This window comes from Collinsella aerofaciens (genome assembly GCF_040910325.1).
GTDB classification, from domain to species: Bacteria; Actinomycetota; Coriobacteriia; order Coriobacteriales; family Coriobacteriaceae; genus Collinsella; species Collinsella aerofaciens_BL.
This window is the reverse complement of sequence record NZ_JBDGAV010000016.1, coordinates 18,538-38,876: the sequence shown is the minus strand read 5'-3', so window position 1 is coordinate 38,876 and position 20,339 is coordinate 18,538. Positions and strand designations below refer to the sequence as shown.

The window sequence follows — 20,339 nt, the reverse complement described above, 5'->3', positions numbered from 1 at the left end:
CTAGATGCGAACCGGCATGACCAGGTACAGGTAGTTGATCTTGTCGTAGGACTTGAAGATGCCCGCCTGCGAGTAGCTCTTGAGCTCCAGCGTGATCTCCTTCTCCTTGGACAGGGCATTGAGGCAGCCGAAGATGTAGTGGTAGTTGAAGGCGATGGTACCCGACTCGCCCTCGGCCTCGACATCGATCGTCTCCTGCGCAAGGTCCTGGTCATTGGAGATGGAGGACAGGCCCATCTGCCCGTTCTCGACATCGATCTCGAACTTGACGGCGGGGTTGGCGCTCGCGATAACGGCCACGCGCTTGAGGGCGGCGTTAAAGGCGGCGACGTCGATCTTGACGCTCGTCACGCACGAATCGGGGATGAGCTGCTTGTAGTTGGGGTACACGCCCTCGATGCGGCGCGACACGTAGGTGGTGTTGCCGGCCTCGAAGACGACCTGGGTGTCGGTAGCCCCGATCATGATGGTCGCCTGGCTGGCCATGATGTTCAGTGCGTCGTTAAAGGCGTCAGCCGGAACGTTGAGCTCAAAGGAGCCTTCGAGGGTCGAGGTCTCGACCTGCGTATCGCACACGGCCAAACGGAAGGAATCGGTCGCCACCAGGCGCACGGTGTTGTTCTCGACCTTCATGTGCACGCCACCCAGGATGGGGCGGGCCTTGTCGGTCGAGGTGACGCGCCACACGCGGCCGACCATCTCGGACAAGATATCGGTCGGCAGTTCCACGGCGCTCTCGATGGCATAGGCCGGAAACTCGGGGAAGTCATTAGCATCGAGCGTGTTCAGCCTAAAAGAGCTCTTCTCGCAACCAATCAGCACCTGGCGCTCGGACAGCTCAAAGGTGACCGGGGCATCGGGGAGGGTCTTGGTGATATTGGAGAGCATCTTACAGGGGATAACCATCTCGCCCTCTTCTTCGACATGCGCCGCGATGCGATGACGGATCGAGATGGTGTAGTTAGAGGTCTGGAATTCCAAGATGCCGTCTTGGGCCTTGACGAGCACGCCCGACAGGATGGGAAGGGTGGATGCCGAAGCGACACCCTTCATAACGACGCCGATGGCTTGTGTAAGCGAGCTCTGGCTGACGGTGAACTTCATCTTTTAATACCTTTCTTTAGATATAAATATCTTAATAATAGTAATAGCACTGACGAAACTGTTGATTACTCCCAAAGACGCAGGTCAGACCCAGAAAGAAAATCGACAGCAACCTGTGTGCAACGGGGGTGGTTTTCCACGTTCAAAACCTGCGCAAAACTTTTCATCACCGCGGGTTGGGTTTTAGACACCTTATGCCCGTGGTTTCGACAAGTTTTCAACAGGTGTCTCTATTTCCCTACGAGCGCAGTGTAATTTTATCGCGCAACGATTTGAGATCTTCGGTGACGGTGCGGTCTTCCTGGATCATCTTCTGGACCTTTTTGTAGCTCGTGCTGACGGTCGAGTGGTTGCGGTTGCCAAATTCGGCGCCCACCGCCGTGGTCGTCATTTCGCACATCTCGATGGCCAGGTAGATAGCGATATGGCGTGCTTTGGCGATATTGGCGTTGCGACGCGGGCCGATGAGCTCCTCGTGCGTCACGCCGTACTGCTCTTCGATGACGGACTGAACCGTCTGGACGTTGATCTTTTTGGCCGATGTGTCGAAGTACTGGCTGGCGATGGCGTCGATATCGTCAAAGGTGAGCTCTCCGCCCTCGCGCTCGCGGTCGCCCGCCTCGCCGGCGCAGCGCTCGCAAAAGCTCTCGAGTTCGCGGATGTTGGTGCCCGAGACCTCGGCCATGTGTTTAAAGTGCTCGTCGGTCAGGTGTCCGCCGTCGCCCCCATAGGCCGCCAGCAGCGAGTCGTCGCCTGCCTCGGGAGCGGCGACGATGGTGTTCTCGTAATAGCGCTGCAAGATCTTGTATTTCATCTCGTAGCTGGGCTCTGCGACCAGGCAGAGCATGCCGGCGTTGAAGCGGCTGGTCAGACGCTCGTCCATGCTTAGGTCCTTGGGGGCGCGGTCTGCCGCGATGACGACCTTCTTGTTGTTGCGGATGAACTCGTCCATGAGCTGGAAAAAGTAGTCCACGCTCGCGCGCTTGCCGATGATGTTTTGGATGTCATCGATGATGAGCACGTCCACGCCGTGGTACGCCTGCATGATGGGAGCGTTGCTCTTCTTTTGACGGTCGAACTCGGTCATCAGGTCGTCCAGATATGCCTGGGAGTTGGCATACTTGACCTTGATCTCGGGCGACTTCTCGGCGAGCTCGTTTTTGATGGCAAGCAGCAGGTGCGTCTTGCCCAGGCCCGATTTGCCGTAGATGAACAGTGATGTGCATGTGCCGCGCTCGTCCGCGAGGGCGGCAAACTTGAGTGCCGAGCGATAGGCATGGCTGTTTTCGGGGCCGTAGACAAAGTTCTCAAAGGTAAATTTTGAGTTCGCGGCGAGCGGGGCTCCATCCGTATTCTGCTCGGCCGGCACGGTCGGTGCTGGCATGGGTGAGGTGGGGGTCGCGGCTTGCGTGGATTTAGTCGGCGCCCCGCCCTTCATCTGGTTCATCATGCGACGAAAATCGTCGGCCGAGAGCGTGTTTTTGATTGCAATGCCCGAATCCGCGCCCGCCGCTGCGTCGTGAGCGATGGGCATGTGCGTGACGGGCGCGTTCGTTGGCGTCGCCGCCGCGGTCGGCAACGGTGCCATGGTTTCACGGGAAACATCGCTGTGCTGGTGCTCGACCGTCGACGCGTCGCCTGCGGAGGCCGGCACCGCCGGGGAAGCAGCGGGAGCCGTGGCGGGCGCCGTGGCGGCAGCGGATTCCGTCGCGGCGCCTTGCGGTGCCACGATGTCGAGCGCGATCGGTGCAAAGGCGATTTCTTCCAGATAGGCCTCAATAGTCGGCTGATGCTTTTTGAGCTGCGCGATGGCAAAGCGCGAGGGGGCCTCGATCGTGAGCGTATCTTCGGTCAGGCTTATGGCGCGCGATTGCCCCAGCATGTTGATGAGGCGTGCATCTTGGCCGTCGCGCTGGCAAAAGGCGATGGCATCCCCCAGGATGATGCTTGCTTCCTCGTCCACTGTCTCTCCCGTTCTTTAGCTCTGAGCTCGCACGCGAGCGGCGCCGAGTTCGGTCAGATGGTATTTCTGGCCATGCTTGATGACCAAGCCGGCCTGCGCCAAGTCATTGAGCGTGCGTGACCAAGTGGGGGCCGAGTTTCCAAACGCCCTCGCCAGATCGGTTGCACCGCACGCTTGATTTTGCGCCAGATAGCCCAGCGCGGCGTTGCCGCGATCGCTTACGAACACGTCCGGTTGTGGCTGCGCATGCTGATTTGCTGCATTAGGATACATCATTTGAGCTGCTGGTTGTTGAGAACTCTGCATCGGCGGCATTTGCTGTTGAAAACTTTGAGGCCACTGTTGGTAAGGCTGCGGAGGCATCTGCTGGGCCCAGGGGTTGTACTGCTGCTGCGGCATCTGCTGGTACGGCTGCTGATATCCCTGCTGGTACTGCTGCGGGAACTGCTGGCCATACCCCAGTGGCGGCATCTGCTGATATGGATATCCCTGCTGGTACGGCTGATAGCCCATTTGCTGGCCACCCGGTGCCCCCGTCGCCTGCTGCATTGCTGCTGCATCCTGATCCGCCGGCGGCATGGTCTCTGGCATGTTTGGCGGCATCGACATCGATGTCGCCTGGGGCTCTTGTGTAGGAAGCATTCCGGGCTGCTGCATCTGCCCCACGGGGGGCTGCATCTGCTGCGTTGCCATGGGCTGCTGCGCAAAAGCTCCCGGCAGGGGATATGTGAGCTGCTCCGTCTCGGGCCGCACGGCAGCACCGCGTCCGCCGGCACGATCGATTTCCTGCACGCGTTTAGGGTTCAGGCTTACCGTAACCACGGTGCCGTTGCCCATGTTGTCCTCGATGGATACGGCACCGCCGGCGTTTTCCAAATACTCTTGCACCATGGGAAACCCTGCTCCGGTTCCACGGATATAGCGCTTCATCTTGCTGTTTGCGCTGGTAACGCCAAAGTCGAAAGCGCGCTCCTTGTCGTCGATGCCGGGTCCTTGATCGGCAAAGCGGATGGTGTCTCCGCCGTCCAGAATCGAGATTATGGGCTCGGCAAAGTGCGCGTGGATAAAGTTTTCGACAATCTCGCGGATGACCATGAGCGAGATATGGCCACCTTGTTCTTTCATGCACTGGTAGACGGTGTTGGTCGTCTCTTCCAAATACGTGCGGACATCTTGCGGATCAATGACGATCACCCGCGGTGTCGACAGCATGTCGTCATAGACGGCGATGCGCGCGGCGTACATGGCTTTTGGCGCCTGCGTTGTCGTCTGTTCACCTTCGTCACGCTCTTCGCGCACGCCGGTGATGTGCTCGTTGTCGGGTGCCGGGTCTCCGGAATCGACCATGGTGTAAAAGTCGTCAGACATGCCGCTCGCAATCTTCCAAAAGGTTTCGAACAAATAGTAGCTCACCGTGCAATGTTTCTCATCTTTCGACAAACTTTCAAAACCTGTTGAAAACTTTGGAAAACGGACGAAAAGTTCTCAACATTGCCAACATGACCTGTTGAAAACTCGATGAAATATCGTGAAAAGTTGCCATGCACCGCTAAATCGAACTCGGCTTATGGGGGAACCGTGTGAACTGCGCAACCTTTTACCTTTGATTTCTTGACATTTGAACATTGATTTCCCTACAATCTTCAAGCTCACGTGTCTATATCTGCGTCCGCGTCCCCGCGGACACTCGAAATGCAGCAGGAGGAACTTAAGATGAAGCGTACGTATCAGCCTAATAAGCGTAAGCGTGCCAAGACCCATGGCTTCCGTGCCCGTATGGCCACTAAGGGTGGTCGTGCCGTGCTCGCCCGTCGTCGTGCCAAGGGCCGCAAGCGTCTCACTGTCTAGCAGCGATACACACATCTCGCATGAAGACTATTAAGTCTCGGCAAGATTTCGAGCATGTGTTCAGTCAGGGGCGTCGTTTCAATCACCCTCTGATTCGAATGACCATATGTGAATCGGTTGGCGAAGGCGACTCCGGAAGGGTCGCCTTCGTTGGTGCTAAGCGACTCGGTTGTGCCGTCGTGCGCAACCGATCTAAGCGTGTGATGCGCGAGGCCGCCCGCAGCTGCGGATTTCCCGTTGCGGGTTATGACATCATCTTGTTTGCAACTCCCAAGACGAGGGTTTCCTCGCCGCAGGAGATGGACAAGGCATTGCGTTCGCTTATGAAGCGCGCCGGCGTTGCCGGGGAGGAGCGATGAGCAATCACGTTTTGCGACGTGTTGCCATCGCTCCTATTCGCATATATCAACAGGTTATTTCGCCCTTATTGCCTGACGCCTGCATTTATTACCCAACGTGCTCGCAATACGCCGTCCAGGCGATTGAGAAGCACGGTGTTTTGAGAGGCTGCTGGCTTGCCGTGAGGCGCATCGCTCGTTGCAATCCCCTGCACGTCGGCGGTTATGACCCTGTGCCCTAGCGGGCACTCGCTATCGGAGGAAAACTTACATGTGGGATTGGATCGTTAACATCCTTTTCGAGCTGCTCAAGCTCATCCAGACCTTTGCGGTCGACTGGGGCCTGTCCATCATCATCCTGGTGGTCATCATCCGTCTGCTGCTGACGCCGCTCATGCTCAAGTCGACCAAGTCGACGGCTCGCATGCAGGTGCTGCAGCCCAAGATGCTCGAGATCCAGGAGCGCTATGCCGACGATCCCCAGCGTCAGGCCGAGGAGATGCAGAAGTTCTACAGCGAGAACAAGTTCAACCCCATGGCTGGCTGTCTGCCGCTGCTGATTCAGATGCCTATCCTGTTCGCCCTGTTTACATTGCTGCGCAACCTGCCGCAGTACTTTAACGACGGCACGTTCTCGTTCTTCAACATCCTGCCCGACCTGACCACCACGCCGAGCGCTTCCTTTGCCGATGGCTTTATGGTTGCACTGCCTGCGCTGGTTTGCCTGATCCTGTTCGCCGTCCTGACCCTGATTCCGCAGCTCTATATGTCGCGCAACCAGACCGGCCAGCAGGCTCAGAGCATGCGTATGATGGCCGTTGTCATGACGGTCATGATGCTTTGGATGGGCTGGAGCCTTCCCGTTGGTGTTCTGCTGTACTACGACGTCTCGTCTGCTTGGCAGGTTATCCAGCAGATTTTTGTGACGCAGAAGGTCATCGACAAGGCGAAGGCCGATGAGGAGGAGCGTCTTAAGAACGCTCCGCTGCAGGTTGAGGTCACTCGTCGAGAGAAGAAGCCGCGCCCGCACAAGAAGAAGTAACGGGATATCAATCTTATTTAGGTACCTAACTTTTGGAGTACGTTATGTCTGAAGAGATCATCGAGGATATGCTTGAGGAGGTTGCCCCGCAGGTCGCGGGCGATTATCCCGAGATTGCACAGCGCTACAAGGCTGGTGAAGAGCTGACCGATGAGGAGCTCGACACCATTGCCGATGTTGCGATTTCCATCCTGCGTTCCATCCTTTCGCACTTCGATGCCGCCAACTCTCCTATCGATGAGTATGAGGGCGACGAGGGTGAGCTGATTTTGGATGTAACGGCTCCCGACCTTGCTGTTCTCATTGGCCGTCATGGTCGCACCCTTGATGCTCTTCAGGTTATGTTCTCTTTGCTGGTGAGCCGCAAGCTTGGCTTTAGGTATCCGGTTGTAGTGGACGTCGAGGGATACAAGAGCCGCCGTCAGGACAAGGTTGCCTCCATGGCTCAGTCTGCTGCCGAGCGCGCCATCCGCACTCACAAGAGTGTTTCGCTTCCGCCCATGAATGCCTACGAGCGCCGACTGGTTCACATTGCACTTCGTGGCAATGATGCGGTCGATACTCATTCTGAGGGTTCTGACCCTGATCGCCATGTAGTGATTGTTGCTCGATAATCTACTCGAGCTTATGCTAAGGGGACGTGGTTTCCACGTCCCCTTTTTTTGTCAAAAGTTCTCGATACACTGATTTTTGTCAGAAAGGAGCTTTCGTTGTTAGTACTTACTGATCAGCAAGCTGACGAGATGTTGAGTCGTCTAGCTTTCTATTGCAAAGAGTATTCCTTGAGCGTAACTGATGTTGAGCTGAGGAAATGTATTCAGCATTTGGATTTGGTTCTAGAAACAAATAAGACAACCAATCTCACCCGTATTCTTAACGTAGAAGATGCTGCAGTACTTCATATCCTCGACTCACTTGTTTTGCTCCCCTATATCAACAAGGCTCCTGAGGGAGCTTTGCTCGATATGGGAACAGGTGCGGGCTTCCCTGGTATTCCATTAACCATAACCACGCATCGTAAAGCTACTTATATTGACTCTGTTGGCAAGAAGGTTGATGCGGTAAATTCCTTTGTCCATGCTCTTGGATTGAAACATGCCCATGCGGTTCATGATCGTCTTGAAGAATATGCTCGGAGCCATAAGAAGCAGTTCTCTGTTGTAACCGCCCGCGCACTGGCCCCTCTACCGATTCTTGTTGAGTATGCGGCTCCGTATCTGAAGGATGGAGGGCTATTTGTTATAACCAAGGGCAATCCTTCGGATGAGGAGCTTGCTTCCGGCATGTCAGCAGCTAAGATTTGCGGCTTCACTTTGCTTCTGAATGACACAATTGATTTGCCTGAAGGCTTGGGTCACAGGGAGTTCATTGTTCTTAAGAAGAGTCATCCAGCATCCGTTTCATTGCCTCGTGCAAATGGCGTGGCAAAGAAGAATCCGCTTGCCTAGATGTTTCACGTGAAACATAATGGATACTAACAACTTGCAGTGTTTCACGTGAAACATGGCGGTTGATATCGATTCGGAATGTTTCACGTGAAACATCCTCCGTTTGACAGCTTTAATACACACCAGGAGGGACCGTGGGATTTCGCGACGTTAAGCGTTCAAAGAGCGCAAAAGACACGCGTATCATTGCAATCATCAATCAAAAAGGCGGCGTCGGTAAGTCAACGACGGCTGTAAACCTTGCAGCAGCACTGGGTGAGCAGGGTCGTAAGACACTGATTGTCGATTTTGATCCGCAGGGAAACAGCACCAGTGGATTCGGAATTGAAAAAGAAGACCTTGATCACTGCATCTATGATGCATTGTTGAATGATGTGCCGGCAGAATCGCTTGTTCTTGATACAAATTGCAAAAAGGTATTCGTAATTCCGGCTACAATTCAGCTTGCAGGCGCGGAAATTGAACTCGTAAGCGCAATTGCTCGTGAAACCCGTCTCAAAGATTTGCTTGAGCCGATTCAGGACGAGTTCGATTTTATTTTCATTGACTGCCCTCCTTCGCTCGGCCTGCTTACTATCAACGCTTTGACCGCAGCAGACAGCGTTTTGATTCCGATCCAGTGCGAGTATTACGCACTCGAGGGCGTTACGAAGCTGCTTGAGTCAATGAAGATGGTCAAATCTCGTCTGAACAAGGGCTTAGACACCTACGGTGTGCTTATGACCATGTATGACTCGCGTACTTCTCTATCGAATCAGGTTGTTGAGGAGGTTCAATCGTACTTTGGTGATAAGGCATTTAAGACGTTGATCCCCCGTACGGTTAAAATCTCCGAAGCTCCGTCTTTTGGGGAACCGGTAATTACCTATGCACCTCAAAATAAGGGTGCAAAAGCATATATGAACCTTGCAAAAGAGGTGATCAAGCGTGCCTAGTGTAAAGAGACGTGGCGGATTGGGACGTGGACTCAATGCTTTGGTCTCAGAGGCCGAGTATGAGACCGGTGGTTCGGCTGCATCGGCTTCGAATGCCGCATCTGAAACAAAACTACCTATTGAGGATATCGTTCCCAACCCTAATCAGCCGCGAATTCACTTTAACGAAACTGAACTTCGTGAGTTGAGCGAATCAATCCAAGAACATGGCGTCTTGCAGCCGCTTTTGGTTCGCAAGCATGGAAACGGCTATGAGATCATCGCTGGTGAGCGTCGTTACCAAGCGTCAAAGCTTGCTGGTCTTGAGGAGCTGCCTGTCATCATTAAAGATGTTAATGATGAAGAGATGCTGGCTCTTGCTCTGATCGAAAACCTTCAGCGTTCTGATCTGAATCCCGTCGAAGAGGCTAAGGGCTATCGCCAGCTTATCGATGCCAGCGGTATGACCCAGGAGGCATTGTCGAAGGCAGTCAGCAAGTCACGCTCTGCAATTACAAACTCGCTGCGCCTTCTCGATCTCCCTGAAGTTGTTCAGCAGATGATTTTTGAGGGCAAACTTACTGCTGGTCATGCACGTGCGATTCTTGCAGTTCCCTATGAGGACGCTCGAATTCGACTTGCAGAGAAGGTTGTTGCAGAGGGCCTTTCCGTAAGAGCGACAGAAAATCTTGCTCCGTTGTTTTCTGCCGGAGAGACACCTAAGACGCCGAGGCCTGCAACGCCTCAGTCTTTTAAAAAGGCTGCCCGCGTGCTTCGTCAGGTTTTTAATACCAACGTGCGTGTTAAGAGCTCGCGTGGAAAGAATAAGATTGAGATTGAGTTTAAAGACGAGGAAGAGCTCTCTCGTATTCTTGGCGAAATGATTCAGTTTGATCAAGGAGGCCAAGATGAGGAATAGGATTTTAACTGCGATTGCATTGGCGACGACTGTCGCGGCTGGTGCCTTTGCTGGCTATAAGATCGCGACAGACGATGAACTTCGAGGTCGTTTGCTTCGTAGTGCGCAAGATATTGTCGATACATCCAAGAAGAAAATGGATGTTATGACAGAAGATGTTGCCATGCGTACGGCTCAGGTAACGAAGAATCCCAAGATTAATCAAGGTTGGGTTAGTAACCAATGGGAAAATGTAGGCTATTAGGTACCTAACAATTACTTAGCATATTTTGAGGGTCCTTGTCTGATTCACGAGGCAAGGACCCCTTATTTTGGCCGTAAAAAATGGGACAGGTAGCAGCTGATTCAAAATTAAGGTCAATAAATAAAACGGCCCCGGTTGCATCTCCTGCAACCGGGGCCGTTCGATGTTTCACATGAAACGTTTTGGGGTGCGACTCCCCTATGCGTTCTTCTGAACTTTAAAGCGCTGCTTCAGCTGTCCGCAAGCGGCGTCAATATCGTTACCACGGGAGTTACGAATCGTGGTCTCGATGCCACGGGACTCAAGACGACGCTGAAGATCCTCAACCTTATGAATCGGCGACGGCTTGAGCGGGCTGCCCTCGATGTCGTTAAGCTGAATCAGGTTAACGTGGCACAACGTTCCCTCGCAGAAGTCGCAGAGCGCCTGCATCTCGGGATTCGTATCGTTGACGCCTTCGATCATGGCATACTCATAGGTCGGGCGGCGGCCAGTTTTCTCGGTGTAGAGCTGAAGCGCCTCGTGAAGGCGAAGCAGCGTGTACTTCTTAACACCGGGCATGAGCTTATTGCGCGTCGACTGGATGGCGGAATGCAGTGAAACAGCAAGCGTGAACTGCTCGGGGATGTCGGCAAATTTGCGAATACCGGGAATAACGCCACTGGTAGAGACGGTGAGGTGACGAGCACCGATACCGATGCCGTCGGGGTCGTTGAGGATTCGCAGCGCCTTGAGAACCTCGTCGTAGTTGGCAAACGGCTCGCCCTGGCCCATGGAGACAACGCTCGTGGAGCGCTCGCCAAAGTCGTTGGATACATGAAGTACCTGGTCGACGATCTCTTGAGCGGTCAGAGAGCGCTTGAGGCCGTTGAGACCGGTAGCGCAAAAGGCACAACCCATGCCGCAGCCTGCCTGGGTGGAAACGCAGACGGAAAGCTTGTTGCGACGGGGCATGCCGACAGTCTCGACGGAAACGCCGTCGTGGTACTCGAGCAGATACTTGCGCGAGCCATCTTTGGAAACTTGCTTGGTGAGTTCAGTGGGCGTGTCAAAGGCAAAAGCCTCTTTAAGCTGCTCGCGGAAAGCCTTGGGAAGGTTGGTCATATCGTCGAACGAACAAACGTTCTTCTCGAAGACCCATTCGATGAGCTGCTTCGCGCGGAAGGCGGGCTGGCCAAGTTCGGCCACGAGCTCGCGAATATCGTTTTGGCTCAAGTCGCGAATGTCCTGAGATTTAGTCCTGGGATTCATGGAAGCCTTTCGATTTTGGGGAAACGTAGAGGGTATCGCTACAATATGGTATCAGCTGCAGAAATTATAGAGGAGGAGTCTGCCCATGCCGGGTAAAAGCCTAGAGAACATGCACGTAGCGGTCTTGGCGGGCGGTCATTCCGCCGAGCGAGAGATCTCGCTCAATTCGGGAAAGAACGTTGTGGTGGCACTGAAGGAAGCCGGCTACACCTCGGTGGAGCTGCTCGACACGGCCGCTGATGATTTTATGGTAACCATGGCGACCGGCGGCTTTGACGTGGCGTTTATCGCCATGCACGGTGCCGGCGGCGAGGATGGCGCCATGCAGGGTGCCATGGAGACCCTTGGTATCCCCTACACGGCCTCGGGCGTGCTTGCCAGCGCCTGCGGTGCCGACAAGGAGGTCTCTAAGCTCCTGTACGCCAGGGCGGGCATTCCTATTGCCCCCGGCCTCGCGCTCGAGGTGGGCGATGAAGTCGATATCGATCATATCGTCGAGGTTTGTGGCGAGCGCTGCTTTGTGAAGCCGGCCGTCAACGGTTCCAGCTATGGCATTTCCCTGGTCCATGAGCCCTCCGAGCTGCCCGCGGCAATCGCCAAGGCGTTTGAGTACGGCGACAAAGTGCTGGTCGAGAAGTGTATCGAGGGCACCGAGATCACCGTCGGCGTATACGGCGAGGACGACGTGCGCGCTCTGCCGATTGTCGAGATTCGTAAGCCCAAGGACTGCGAGTTCTACGATCTGGACGTGAAGTATGTTGACCCTACAGACATCCATCGCATTCCGGCGCAGATTTCGCCCGAGAATTACGCTCGTGCTCAGGAGCTTGCCTGTGCCGCTCACAAGGCTCTCGGTTGCCTGGGTATCTCGCGCAGCGACTTTATCGTGAGTGAGGACGGCCCCGTTATCCTCGAGACCAATACCATTCCCGGCATGACCGATACGTCGCTGTATCCGGATGAGATCCGCCACACCGACGACATAACGTTCCCGCAGGTCTGTGACAGCCTAATCCGTATGGGCCTTCGTCGAGCGGGCATTGCATGCTAATCGAGGACGCGGTTTCGTCAGGAACGCCGCAGTTTGTCATCGACTCCTATGCCACGCTAGCCGAACGCGCCAAAACGCAGTCCTTTGGCCTTATCGAGGAAGATGTGATTGTCCTCGATACCGAGACCACAGGTCTTTCGGTGCAGGACAATGAGCTGATCGAGATCTCGGCGGCCCGTCTTTCGGGCCGCGAGATCGTCGACCGTTTCGATACCTTCGTGCATCCCAAGCAGCTGATTCCCGCCGAGATTACCGAGCTCACGAGCATTACAAATGCCGACGTGGCAGATGCCCCGTCGGCCGTTGAGGCCGTCGCCGCTCTCGCCGATTTTGTCGGTGGTTGCCCGGTGATCGCACATAACGCCACGTTCGACCGCTCGTTTATCGAGTCGGTCAAAGGCGGCGTCAACGTGAGCGATATTTGGATCGATTCGCTGGCGCTGTCGCGCATCGCGCTACCGCGCCTGGCCTCGCACAAGCTGTCTTTTATGGCCGATCTGTTTGGCTGTGACTCGGTATCACACCGTGCCAATGCCGACGTCGACGCCCTGTGCGGCGTATGGCGCGTGTTGCTTGTGGCACTCACCGACTTGCCCCAGGGCCTCATGGCGCGCCTAGCCGACATGCATCCGGACGTGCCTTGGTCCTATCGTCCTATCTTCTCATTCTTGGCAGGGCAGAACCCTGGTTCTATCTTCTCTCTCAGCGCCGCTCGTGCTGACGTTCTCAAGGCCGATCGCGCCGACGATCGGGTGGACGCCGACGAACTACCGGTCCTCAAGATGCCGAGTCGTGAGGAGATTGAGGCAGACTATGCGCCAGGTGGCCTGGTCAATCGCATGTACCCCACCTACGAGCCGCGTGATGAGCAGATCGCGATGGCGCTCGAGGTCCGCGATGCGCTGGTCACGGGCACTCATCGTGTAATTGAGGCGGGCACAGGCGTCGGCAAATCGATGGCCTATCTGGTGCCTTTTGCCGAGGCGGCACGCCGTAACAACATCACGGTTGGTATTGCGACCAAATCGAACAATCTTGCAGACCAGCTCATGTACCATGAGCTGCCAAAACTTGCCGAGCAACTGGACGGTGGTCTGTCATTTTGCGCTCTCAAGGGCTATGACCACTATCCGTGCCTGCGCAAGCTTGAGCGCATGAGCCGAGGCCAGGTCGAGATTACCACCAAGCGCGATCCGGCGGACACGCTCACGGCGGTCGCGGTCATTATGGCGTACGTCTGCCAATCAGCCGATGGCGACCTCGACTCGCTTGGCATTCGGTGGCGCAGCGTCAACCGCCCCGACTTTACGACGGCCTCGCGCGAGTGTGCTCGCCGCCTCTGCCCGTTTTTCCCTGATAAATGTTTGGTCCACGGCGCCCGCCGTCGTGCGGCGCATGCCGATGTGGTGGTCACCAACCATTCCCTGCTGTTCCGCAATGTTGCGGCCGAGGGCAGGATTTTGCCTCCGATTCGTCATTGGGTAATCGACGAGGCTCATTCTATCGAGCGCGAGGCGCGCCGTCAGTGGGCGCGCGTGGTGTCGGCGGACGAATCACGCGTTCTGTTTGAGCGCCTGGGTGGCTCGAGCACCGGTGCGCTAAGCCAGGTCTCCCGTGATTTGGCAACCTCCGAGGGCTCTACGCTCTATTTGGGCCTTACTGCCAAGGCGACGTCAACGGTTGCGCGCGCGAGCATGGCAATCGCCGACGTGTTCGATGGCGTTCGCGAGCTCGGCCGCCGTGCCCGTGGGGGTTATGACAATGCCAATCTATGGATTGGCCCCGAGCTGCGCGAATCTGACGACTGGCATGATTTCTTACCGTCGGCCTACACTGCCATCGACGCATTGGAACAAGCTGACAAGAGCGTCGACGCGCTGGTGCAAGCCGTCGCCGCCGACAAGCCCGAGGTTGTTGTCGACCTGGGTGATATTTCGCGCCGCCTGCACGAGCTGGCCGAGAACCTCAAACTCATCATTGACGGCACCGATGAACACTACGTGTATTCGCTGCAGGTCAATCGCAGACTGCGTGCCGGCGGAGAGTCAATGACCGCAGAGCGCATCGACATTGGCGAGGCCTTGGCAACCGAGTGGCTGCCCGAGGTTCACACGGCTATCTTTGCCTCGGCGACCATGACGGTGTCCAAAAGCTTTGAACACTTTAACCACGCGGTCGGTCTCGATCGCATCGGTGCTTCAACATCCTCGTCGCTGCACTTGGACTCGAGCTACGACTTCGATTCGAACATGGCTGTAGTCGTTGCGGGCGATATCCCCGATCCGCGCGATCGTGAGAGCTATCTTACAGCGCTCGAGCGCGTGCTGGTCGACGCCCATCTTGCCATGGGCGGATCGGTGCTCACACTGTTCACCAATCGGCGCGACATGGAAGACCTGTACGCCCGCGTTGAGCCTAAGATGGCCCGTGCGGGTCTGGAGCTCAACTGCCAGCAGCGCAACTCATCTCCTCGTCGCCTGCGCGACCGGTTTATCAACGAGCCGACCTCGTCGCTTTTTGCCCTTAAGGCCTTCTGGGAGGGATTCGACGCCAGCGGCGAGACGCTGCGCTGCGTCATCATTCCCAAGCTGCCGTTCTCGAGTCCCACGGACCCGCTCTCGTGCGAGCGCAACCTGCGCGAAGACCGCGCTTGGGCGCGCTATTCGCTGCCCGAGGCGGTGCTCGAGGTCAAGCAGGCGGCCGGCCGCCTTATCCGCTCGTCGACCGATTGCGGCGTGCTGATTCTGGCCGACCCGCGCCTGGTGACGAAGGGCTACGGAAAGAAGTTCTTAACGTCGCTGCCCACGAGCTCCTACCAGCGCATCGAATCGGCGCAGATCGGGCACTATCTGCAACTGTGGCGCGCACGCCACGAGCGGCGTCGCTAAAGCGGACAGACGAGGGTTTTTGCCATATCGCACAGACGCTTTGACAGGGCGGGGTCATCCAAGATGCGGATGGCTCCGCCCGCTGCGATTATCTGGCTCAGTAGCCAACGCTCGGAGCCGTAATGCACGGTTACCGTTGCCGTGTCTGCCCCGCTGCGCTCGATTAGGGTGATGCCGGCCCAGTCCAGATGCTCCGCCATATCGAATGGCATCAGGAGCTTTGCGCTACGCTGCGTCCGGGCAAGGGAATCGTGGAGGGATGCGACATCCGGTGCGTGAGGCACGACGGAGTCTTCCGTCAAGGCGAGTCCCTCGATTTTATCCATGCGATAGGTGCGCTGCTCATCGACCGCGATGTCCCAGGCAATCAGGTATGTTTGGTCGCCGTTTGACGTAATGCGCAAGGGGTCGACCAGACGCTCGCGTGGCCGTGCATCGTCCATCGAGCGATACGAGATGCGGCAGCGAACGCCGTCCTGAATGGCGCAGCTCAGCTGCTGCCAGTGCGACCCGTGGTTGACGGTGTCAAAGACGCGCTGGTTATAGCCGAGCTCTTCGGGTAGAAGGGCATGTCGAATCCGAGCTGCCGTCTGCGGCTCGATCCCCAACGATTCAAGTTCATGGTTGAGCACAGCGCCCTCGGCGGCACTCAGGCGCAACGGTAGCACACGACCGGCGTCACCGGTGAGGACCACACGCTCGCCGCGGCATTCGCAGATGATGCGCGCGCCCGATTCTCGGTCCGCGAGCGTCGAGACGATCTCGAGAATCTCGTCGAGCGACACCCCCGTGATGTCAAAGCGACTGCAAATCTCGGTTCGTGTCATGCCACTCTCGCCGGCGGCGTAGAGGGCCTCCATGATGTCGATGGCACGCGAGAGCCTCTGCTCGCTGGTGAGTTTACGCACGGGCATGCTCGTGCACCGTCCTTTCAATGAGGTGGTTCCACGCCTGCTTGAGCGATTTGGGGGCCACGGGCCTCATGCCGTCCATGGCGTGGGCCATGCAAAATGAGGCGGCGGCTTCAAGGTCGCGCACGTCAACGGTCCAGGTCCATCCCACATCGGTGTGTGCGAGCTCACCTCGCCCACGCGTGAGGCCGTTGATCATATCGATCTGCGTCTGAGGGGCGAACGAGAACGTGGCTGCAACGGGCGGTCGGTCGGCAAAATCGAATTCAAAGAACAGATAGTCGTTGAGATTGAAGTTCGCGGGGATGACGTAGGCCTTCGAAGGACGCCAAGCGCGTACGATACGGTCGCAGCGGAATGTCCTGATGTCGTCGGTGACGTTGTCGAGGCCGCAGAAGTACGCCACGCCCTCGCGCTCGAACATGCCGTAGACGCAGACGGTACGTTCTTTCTGCTCGCCGCGTCCGTTCTGATATAAAAATCGCAGCGCGCATCGCTCGGCAAAGGCGCTCCATACCGCATCGACGGTGGGAGAGCGGCTGATCGGTGCTTCGTCCGCCGTCGTCCTACCGGTGAGGTAGGCAATCTTTGATCGAATATCGGCAAGCGGTGCGGCAAAAGTGGATGAGCCGGCCGCTAGTGTCTGGTCGATGGCGTTGAGCAGGATATCGGCGTCGTCTGCGGTGATGAGGCCGCCTGCTGCAAAGGTGTGCTCGCGGTCAATTGTCCACGAGCTTTCCTCGGTCTCCTGCGCGCCGGCGGGGCGAACCTCCTTGATTAAGATGCCACGCTCGAGCAGTTTGTCACGATCGCGCCGAAACTTGCGCTTATCCGAGTCGATGTTGCCCGAGCCATATCCCAGGTCAGAATCCAAGACGATCTGCTCGGTCGTCAGCGGTTCGGGGGAGCTATTGAGTACAAAGAAAAGATTGAGGATGCGCTGAGCCGTTTTATCGAAACTGGGCTCCAAATTTCCCTTTTTAATTGTCTCGGTCGTGTCGCTTGCCGTCATAGAGTCCTCGCATGAGAAGGTGGTTTGCTGTCATGATTTTAGTCCGATATGGAGATTAGGCTATATCCTTGTCCGCTCGGGGCGTTAAGATGGGCCGAATTCGGTCGTTTGCGCTCGCTCGGGGTATACTTTCGACTATATACGGTTCTAATGTGCATGCATTGGGCCTATTTGTCGGATTATGGATGTGGAGCGCACATGGCGAACACCCAGAACTATATTAACCACCTGCTGCAGAACACCGGCATTACGCCGGCATGCAGCGAAGAAGAGCGCTTGGCTGCCGAGGATATCGCTCAGATCTTCCGCAACCACGGCTTTGATCCCGAGGTTCAGGAGTTCAATGCCCCGGCGCCCAGTAGGTTGGCATTTGCCGTTACCGGTATTCTTGCGTTTGCCGGTGCCCTGCTGATGGGCATCGGCGGCGGTATCGGCTTGGTCGGCACCTTGCTGGCCATTGTCGGTGCCGTGCTCTACGTGCTCGAGCGCACAGGGCATCCCGTGGTTTCGCGCCTGGGCAAGACGGGCGTGAGCCAAAATGTCATCGCCTACCACAAGGCCTCGGGCCCGCTCGCGTCTCCGCGCAACCGCCCGGTGGTCGTTGTCGCACACTACGACTCTCCCCGTGCTGAGCTGCTCGCCCGCGAGCCCTATGCTTCGTATCGTGCGCTCATTGCCAAGCTGTTGCCCGTTGCCACGGTTGCCCCTGCTGCCGTTGCCATCCTGCGTATCCTGCCGCTCCCCGGCGCGCTCAAGGTTCTGCTGTGGATTGTCGCGATCCTCGCTTCCCTCGTTGCACTTGCCAACGCGGCAAACATCATCTCTAACCGCCACATTCTTCCCTATACGTCCGGCGCGGTGTGCAACAAATCTTCTGTCGCCGCTATGCTCGGCGTTATGGACAACGTTGCTCCCTTCCAGGGTGAAAACGAGTTTCCCGACGATGTTCCGTTCGATACCTATTTTGGGGAGCAAAAGCGCCGTGCCGAGGAAATGGCGCGCGCAGCGGCGGAATATGCCGCGGCCCAGCAGCAAAACGACTACGGCAACACCATCGAGTATGAAGAGCCTACCTGCGCCGAGGACGAGTTCGGTCAGCCGATTGCTCCCGACGCTCAAACCGAGCCCGAACAGGGTGAGGCTTTCGACGAGCAGATCGAGGGCTTTGAGGGTGCGTCTGCCGACGAGACGCTGATCGGCGCCATCGTGCCCGAGGATCAGAATCAGGCTGTCCAGGCCGAAGAGTTCAATGACGAGGTTTCCGCTGCCGAGCCGGTGGAGGAGCCTGTCGCGGCCGAGCCCGAGCCCAAGCTCTATCGCAATGCCGCCGGCAACATCCGCTTTGGTTCGGATGCCATCCGTGCGCTCGGAATGCTTCCCGAGTCCTGCACGCTCGATTACGAGGAGGGCGAGGAGCCGACGTTTGAGCCCGAGCCTGCCCCCGTCGTGACTGCACCTGCGCCCGCTGTCACCGTGGATGATGAGTCTGCCGCGGTTGCCGCTGCCGTTGCCGAGCCCGAGGCGGTGTCCGCGATCGATCCCGCGGCAGGACTGGACGTTTTGGCTCCCGCCGCGCCGGCGCAAGACGTTGCGGACGAGTCTGACGACGATTACGTTGAACAGCCGAGGCGCGTGTCTTACGAGAGCGATACTGATTTCTCGGCCGAGATTCCCGCGGCAACGCCCCATGCCGACATTGCATCCGCGTTCTCGTCGATTGGCGCCAGCGCTTCCAACTTCTTTAAGGGTGCGCTTGCAAAGGGCAAGAAATTTGTCGACGATTTCGAGGAGAAGCGCGCTGCCGCACGCGAGGCTGCCGAGCAGGAGGCTATCGCTCAGCAGCAGGCAGCCGAGGCGGCACGTGAGCACGCGGCGCAAGAGTTCGAGCAGAACGAGGCTATGCAGTCCGCGCCCGTCGACGCCGCCGAAGCTACAACGTCCTTTGAGTCCCAGCAACCGACGTCCGCGGATGTTGTTGAGGCAACAACGTCTTTCGAGGCTCAGCAGCACGTCGATAGCACCATGTCGTTTGATGCCGCGAAGTTCGATTCCACGATAACGTTTGAAAAGCAGGGCACCGCGATTGCTGAGCCCCTTCCTATTTCCGATGAACAGGGCGACGCGGTGGACGATGACGAGCCCATTGATGCTGCCGAAATTCAGGATGCTGCCGAGGACGAGTCCGTCGAGGCCAACTCTGACGAAGAGCAATACGCGGCAGCCGATCAGGGTGATTCGACCGAGGTCGAGCAGGAGGAAGTGCCTGCGGTTTCCGAGACTCCCGAGACGGATGAGTCGAGGCCTTATTCCACGCAGATTTTCACCATGCCGACCCCGAGTGGTTCCGGTGCCACGGTTGCCAATGTCGCTCCCACCCAGGACGAAACGGTCGATTCCCTTATGGCCCAGATTTCCTCCCAGGCATCGCCGCGTCCGCAGATGAATGTTCCCGATCCGGCGTCGGCACCGTCGCCTGCACCTTCCTCGTCTCCGCTGGCTTCAGTCCCCGATCCGTCGCTGCCGTCTATGAAGCAGGCAAACGTTGCGTCTCGCACGTCGCTGTTCGACCTTCCCGATCCCTCTGCCCAAGTCAACGACCCCTTTGCTACCGCCCAAGGTCCCGAACCCACATCGGCACCCGTTGCGCCTCCTATGCCCGTTGCGTCGGGCGCGCAGCCGATCGAGACCATTTCGGCTCCCGCCCCGGCGGCACCCAAGTCTCGTAAGCGCGGCCTGGGTGGCCTGTTCGGTCGTAAAAAGAAAAACGAGCAGGACAGCATGAGTGACTGGCTGGGCGTCGAAGACGATTACGATGCCAAGAAATCCGGTCGCGGTATCGGTTCGTGGGATAACTTCGAGGACGATAACGATGGCTGGAAGGGCGGCGCTACGTCTTCCGATGGCGCTTCTTCCGAAGATATGCTCTCGGCTGTCGCCTCTATGGGCGATGATGAGCTGCTCGGTCACGATATCTGGTTTGTGGCAACGGGTGCCTCGGATTGTGATGGCGCCGGCATGAAGGCCTTCTTGGCTTCGCATCGCGATAAGCTCCGCGGCGTATTCTTTATCAATCTTGAATCCGTCGGCGCCGGTAGGCTTTCGGTTGTGACGGTCGAGGGCGAACAACAACTGCTCAAGGGCGATCGCCGCATCATGAACCTGGTCAGCAAGGTCTGCAAGTCGTTCCATGTCGATTGTGGCGCGCTCGAGATGCCCTATGCCAAGACCGATGCCTACGCCGCGCTCGAGGCGAGCCGCCGAGCCCTCACCATCGCCGGTGTGGACGGCACACGTCTGGCTTGCGCTCGTACCGAGGACGACCTGCCCCACAATGTCAACCCGACGAACATTGCTACGGTATCCGAGGTCGTGACCGAGGTTATCCGCCGTTCGTAGACGGAGCTCT

General features: G+C 57.2%; 18 protein-coding genes. 12 read left to right on the top strand and 6 right to left on the bottom strand.

Annotated elements, in window-relative coordinates:
- From dnaN to AB5Z25_RS07575, 3 genes are all read right to left on the bottom strand, one after another.
- Positions 1-1,104, bottom strand: a complete 1,104-nt coding sequence (gene dnaN / locus AB5Z25_RS07585; protein ID WP_022094338.1) for a DNA polymerase III subunit beta — start codon at positions 1,102-1,104, stop codon at positions 1-3.
- A 238-nt stretch (positions 1,105-1,342) separates the two neighbouring features.
- Positions 1,343-3,067 carry a DnaA ATPase domain-containing protein gene (locus AB5Z25_RS07580; protein WP_138374278.1) on the bottom strand — a complete coding sequence of 575 codons (1,725 nt, stop codon included), beginning with the start codon at positions 3,065-3,067 and terminating at the stop codon, positions 1,343-1,345.
- A 15-nt stretch (positions 3,068-3,082) separates the two neighbouring features.
- Entirely contained in the window at positions 3,083-4,507 is a 1,425-nt protein-coding gene (locus tag AB5Z25_RS07575; RefSeq protein WP_368135206.1) for an ATP-binding protein, read from the bottom strand.
- Positions 4,508-4,780: 273 nt separating this feature from the next.
- Here AB5Z25_RS07575 and rpmH point away from each other — a divergent pair, with 273 nt between their 5' ends.
- From rpmH to AB5Z25_RS07530, 9 genes are all read left to right on the top strand, one after another.
- Positions 4,781-4,915, top strand: coding sequence for a 50S ribosomal protein L34 (gene rpmH / locus AB5Z25_RS07570; protein ID WP_019127408.1), 135 nt, complete (start codon positions 4,781-4,783; stop codon positions 4,913-4,915).
- 20 nt (positions 4,916-4,935) lie between these two features.
- Positions 4,936-5,274 (top strand): ribonuclease P protein component, encoded by a 339-nt coding sequence (gene rnpA, locus AB5Z25_RS07565; RefSeq protein ID WP_006236191.1) that lies wholly within the window; start codon positions 4,936-4,938, stop codon positions 5,272-5,274.
- The gene (yidD, locus tag AB5Z25_RS07560) at positions 5,271-5,495 is read left to right on the top strand and encodes a membrane protein insertion efficiency factor YidD (RefSeq protein WP_082421942.1); all 225 of its coding nucleotides are present in this window, start codon (positions 5,271-5,273) and stop codon (positions 5,493-5,495) included. The genes rnpA and yidD overlap by 4 nt, the downstream gene beginning before the upstream one ends.
- Positions 5,496-5,524: 29 nt before the next feature.
- Positions 5,525-6,295 (top strand): YidC/Oxa1 family membrane protein insertase, encoded by a 771-nt coding sequence (locus tag AB5Z25_RS07555; RefSeq protein WP_006236192.1) that lies wholly within the window; start codon positions 5,525-5,527, stop codon positions 6,293-6,295.
- Between the two features lie 44 nt (positions 6,296-6,339).
- Positions 6,340-6,909 (top strand): Jag family protein, encoded by a 570-nt coding sequence (locus AB5Z25_RS07550; protein ID WP_022093802.1) that lies wholly within the window; start codon positions 6,340-6,342, stop codon positions 6,907-6,909.
- Between the two features lie 96 nt (positions 6,910-7,005).
- Positions 7,006-7,743, top strand: a complete 738-nt coding sequence (gene rsmG, locus AB5Z25_RS07545) for a 16S rRNA (guanine(527)-N(7))-methyltransferase RsmG (protein WP_240125945.1) — start codon at positions 7,006-7,008, stop codon at positions 7,741-7,743.
- Positions 7,744-7,877: 134 nt separating this feature from the next.
- Complete coding sequence (locus AB5Z25_RS07540) at positions 7,878-8,678, top strand: ParA family protein (RefSeq protein WP_022093800.1); 801 nt, start codon at positions 7,878-7,880, stop codon at positions 8,676-8,678.
- Positions 8,671-9,576, top strand: a complete 906-nt coding sequence (locus tag AB5Z25_RS07535; RefSeq protein WP_368135205.1) for a ParB/RepB/Spo0J family partition protein — start codon at positions 8,671-8,673, stop codon at positions 9,574-9,576. Before AB5Z25_RS07540 ends, AB5Z25_RS07535 begins: the two co-directional genes overlap by 8 nt.
- Positions 9,566-9,820, top strand: a complete 255-nt coding sequence (locus AB5Z25_RS07530) for a hypothetical protein (RefSeq protein WP_149926478.1) — start codon at positions 9,566-9,568, stop codon at positions 9,818-9,820. The genes AB5Z25_RS07535 and AB5Z25_RS07530 overlap by 11 nt, the downstream gene beginning before the upstream one ends.
- A 198-nt stretch (positions 9,821-10,018) precedes the next feature.
- On the opposite strand, the gene rlmN is transcribed toward AB5Z25_RS07530, so the two are convergent.
- Positions 10,019-11,071, bottom strand: a complete 1,053-nt coding sequence (rlmN, locus tag AB5Z25_RS07525) for a dual-specificity RNA methyltransferase RlmN (protein WP_368135204.1) — start codon at positions 11,069-11,071, stop codon at positions 10,019-10,021.
- Positions 11,072-11,156: 85 nt separating this feature from the next.
- Here rlmN and AB5Z25_RS07520 point away from each other — a divergent pair, with 85 nt between their 5' ends.
- Positions 11,157-12,122: a D-alanine--D-alanine ligase family protein gene (locus tag AB5Z25_RS07520; protein ID WP_368135203.1), complete on the top strand. Its 966-nt coding sequence runs from the start codon at positions 11,157-11,159 to the stop codon at positions 12,120-12,122.
- Positions 12,116-15,010, top strand: coding sequence for a helicase C-terminal domain-containing protein (locus tag AB5Z25_RS07515; RefSeq protein WP_368135202.1), 2,895 nt, complete (start codon positions 12,116-12,118; stop codon positions 15,008-15,010). The genes AB5Z25_RS07520 and AB5Z25_RS07515 overlap by 7 nt, the downstream gene beginning before the upstream one ends.
- On the opposite strand, the gene AB5Z25_RS07510 is transcribed toward AB5Z25_RS07515, so the two are convergent.
- Positions 15,007-15,924: a helix-turn-helix transcriptional regulator gene (locus AB5Z25_RS07510; RefSeq protein WP_368135201.1), complete on the bottom strand. Its 918-nt coding sequence runs from the start codon at positions 15,922-15,924 to the stop codon at positions 15,007-15,009. The two genes, AB5Z25_RS07515 and AB5Z25_RS07510, sit on opposite strands and share 4 nt — an antisense overlap.
- Entirely contained in the window at positions 15,911-16,933 is a 1,023-nt protein-coding gene (locus tag AB5Z25_RS07505) for a helix-turn-helix transcriptional regulator (protein WP_368135200.1), read from the bottom strand. Before AB5Z25_RS07505 ends, AB5Z25_RS07510 begins: the two co-directional genes overlap by 14 nt.
- Positions 16,934-17,131: 198 nt before the next feature.
- On the opposite strand from AB5Z25_RS07505, the gene AB5Z25_RS07500 reads away from it, so the two are divergent.
- Positions 17,132-20,329, top strand: coding sequence for a hypothetical protein (locus tag AB5Z25_RS07500; protein WP_368135199.1), 3,198 nt, complete (start codon positions 17,132-17,134; stop codon positions 20,327-20,329).
- Positions 20,330-20,339 lie beyond the last annotated feature (10 nt).

What these genes read in the sequence shown, in the direction of transcription:
- yidD (WP_082421942.1), top strand. Translation starts at nt 5,271, where the DNA reads ATGAGCAATCACGTTTTGCGACGTGTTGCCATCGCTCCTATTCGCATA.
- AB5Z25_RS07510 (WP_368135201.1), bottom strand. Translation starts at nt 15,924, where the DNA reads ATGCCCGTGCGTAAACTCACCAGCGAGCAGAGGCTCTCGCGTGCCATC.
- rnpA (WP_006236191.1), top strand. Translation starts at nt 4,936, where the DNA reads ATGAAGACTATTAAGTCTCGGCAAGATTTCGAGCATGTGTTCAGTCAG.
- AB5Z25_RS07500 (WP_368135199.1), top strand. Translation starts at nt 17,132, where the DNA reads ATGGCGAACACCCAGAACTATATTAACCACCTGCTGCAGAACACCGGC.
- AB5Z25_RS07550 (WP_022093802.1), top strand. Translation starts at nt 6,340, where the DNA reads ATGTCTGAAGAGATCATCGAGGATATGCTTGAGGAGGTTGCCCCGCAG.
- rlmN (WP_368135204.1), bottom strand. Translation starts at nt 11,071, where the DNA reads ATGAATCCCAGGACTAAATCTCAGGACATTCGCGACTTGAGCCAAAAC.
- rpmH (WP_019127408.1), top strand. Translation starts at nt 4,781, where the DNA reads ATGAAGCGTACGTATCAGCCTAATAAGCGTAAGCGTGCCAAGACCCAT.
- AB5Z25_RS07515 (WP_368135202.1), top strand. Translation starts at nt 12,116, where the DNA reads ATGCTAATCGAGGACGCGGTTTCGTCAGGAACGCCGCAGTTTGTCATC.
- AB5Z25_RS07530 (WP_149926478.1), top strand. Translation starts at nt 9,566, where the DNA reads ATGAGGAATAGGATTTTAACTGCGATTGCATTGGCGACGACTGTCGCG.
- AB5Z25_RS07520 (WP_368135203.1), top strand. Translation starts at nt 11,157, where the DNA reads ATGCCGGGTAAAAGCCTAGAGAACATGCACGTAGCGGTCTTGGCGGGC.
- dnaN (WP_022094338.1), bottom strand. Translation starts at nt 1,104, where the DNA reads ATGAAGTTCACCGTCAGCCAGAGCTCGCTTACACAAGCCATCGGCGTC.
- AB5Z25_RS07555 (WP_006236192.1), top strand. Translation starts at nt 5,525, where the DNA reads ATGTGGGATTGGATCGTTAACATCCTTTTCGAGCTGCTCAAGCTCATC.
- AB5Z25_RS07505 (WP_368135200.1), bottom strand. Translation starts at nt 16,933, where the DNA reads ATGACGGCAAGCGACACGACCGAGACAATTAAAAAGGGAAATTTGGAG.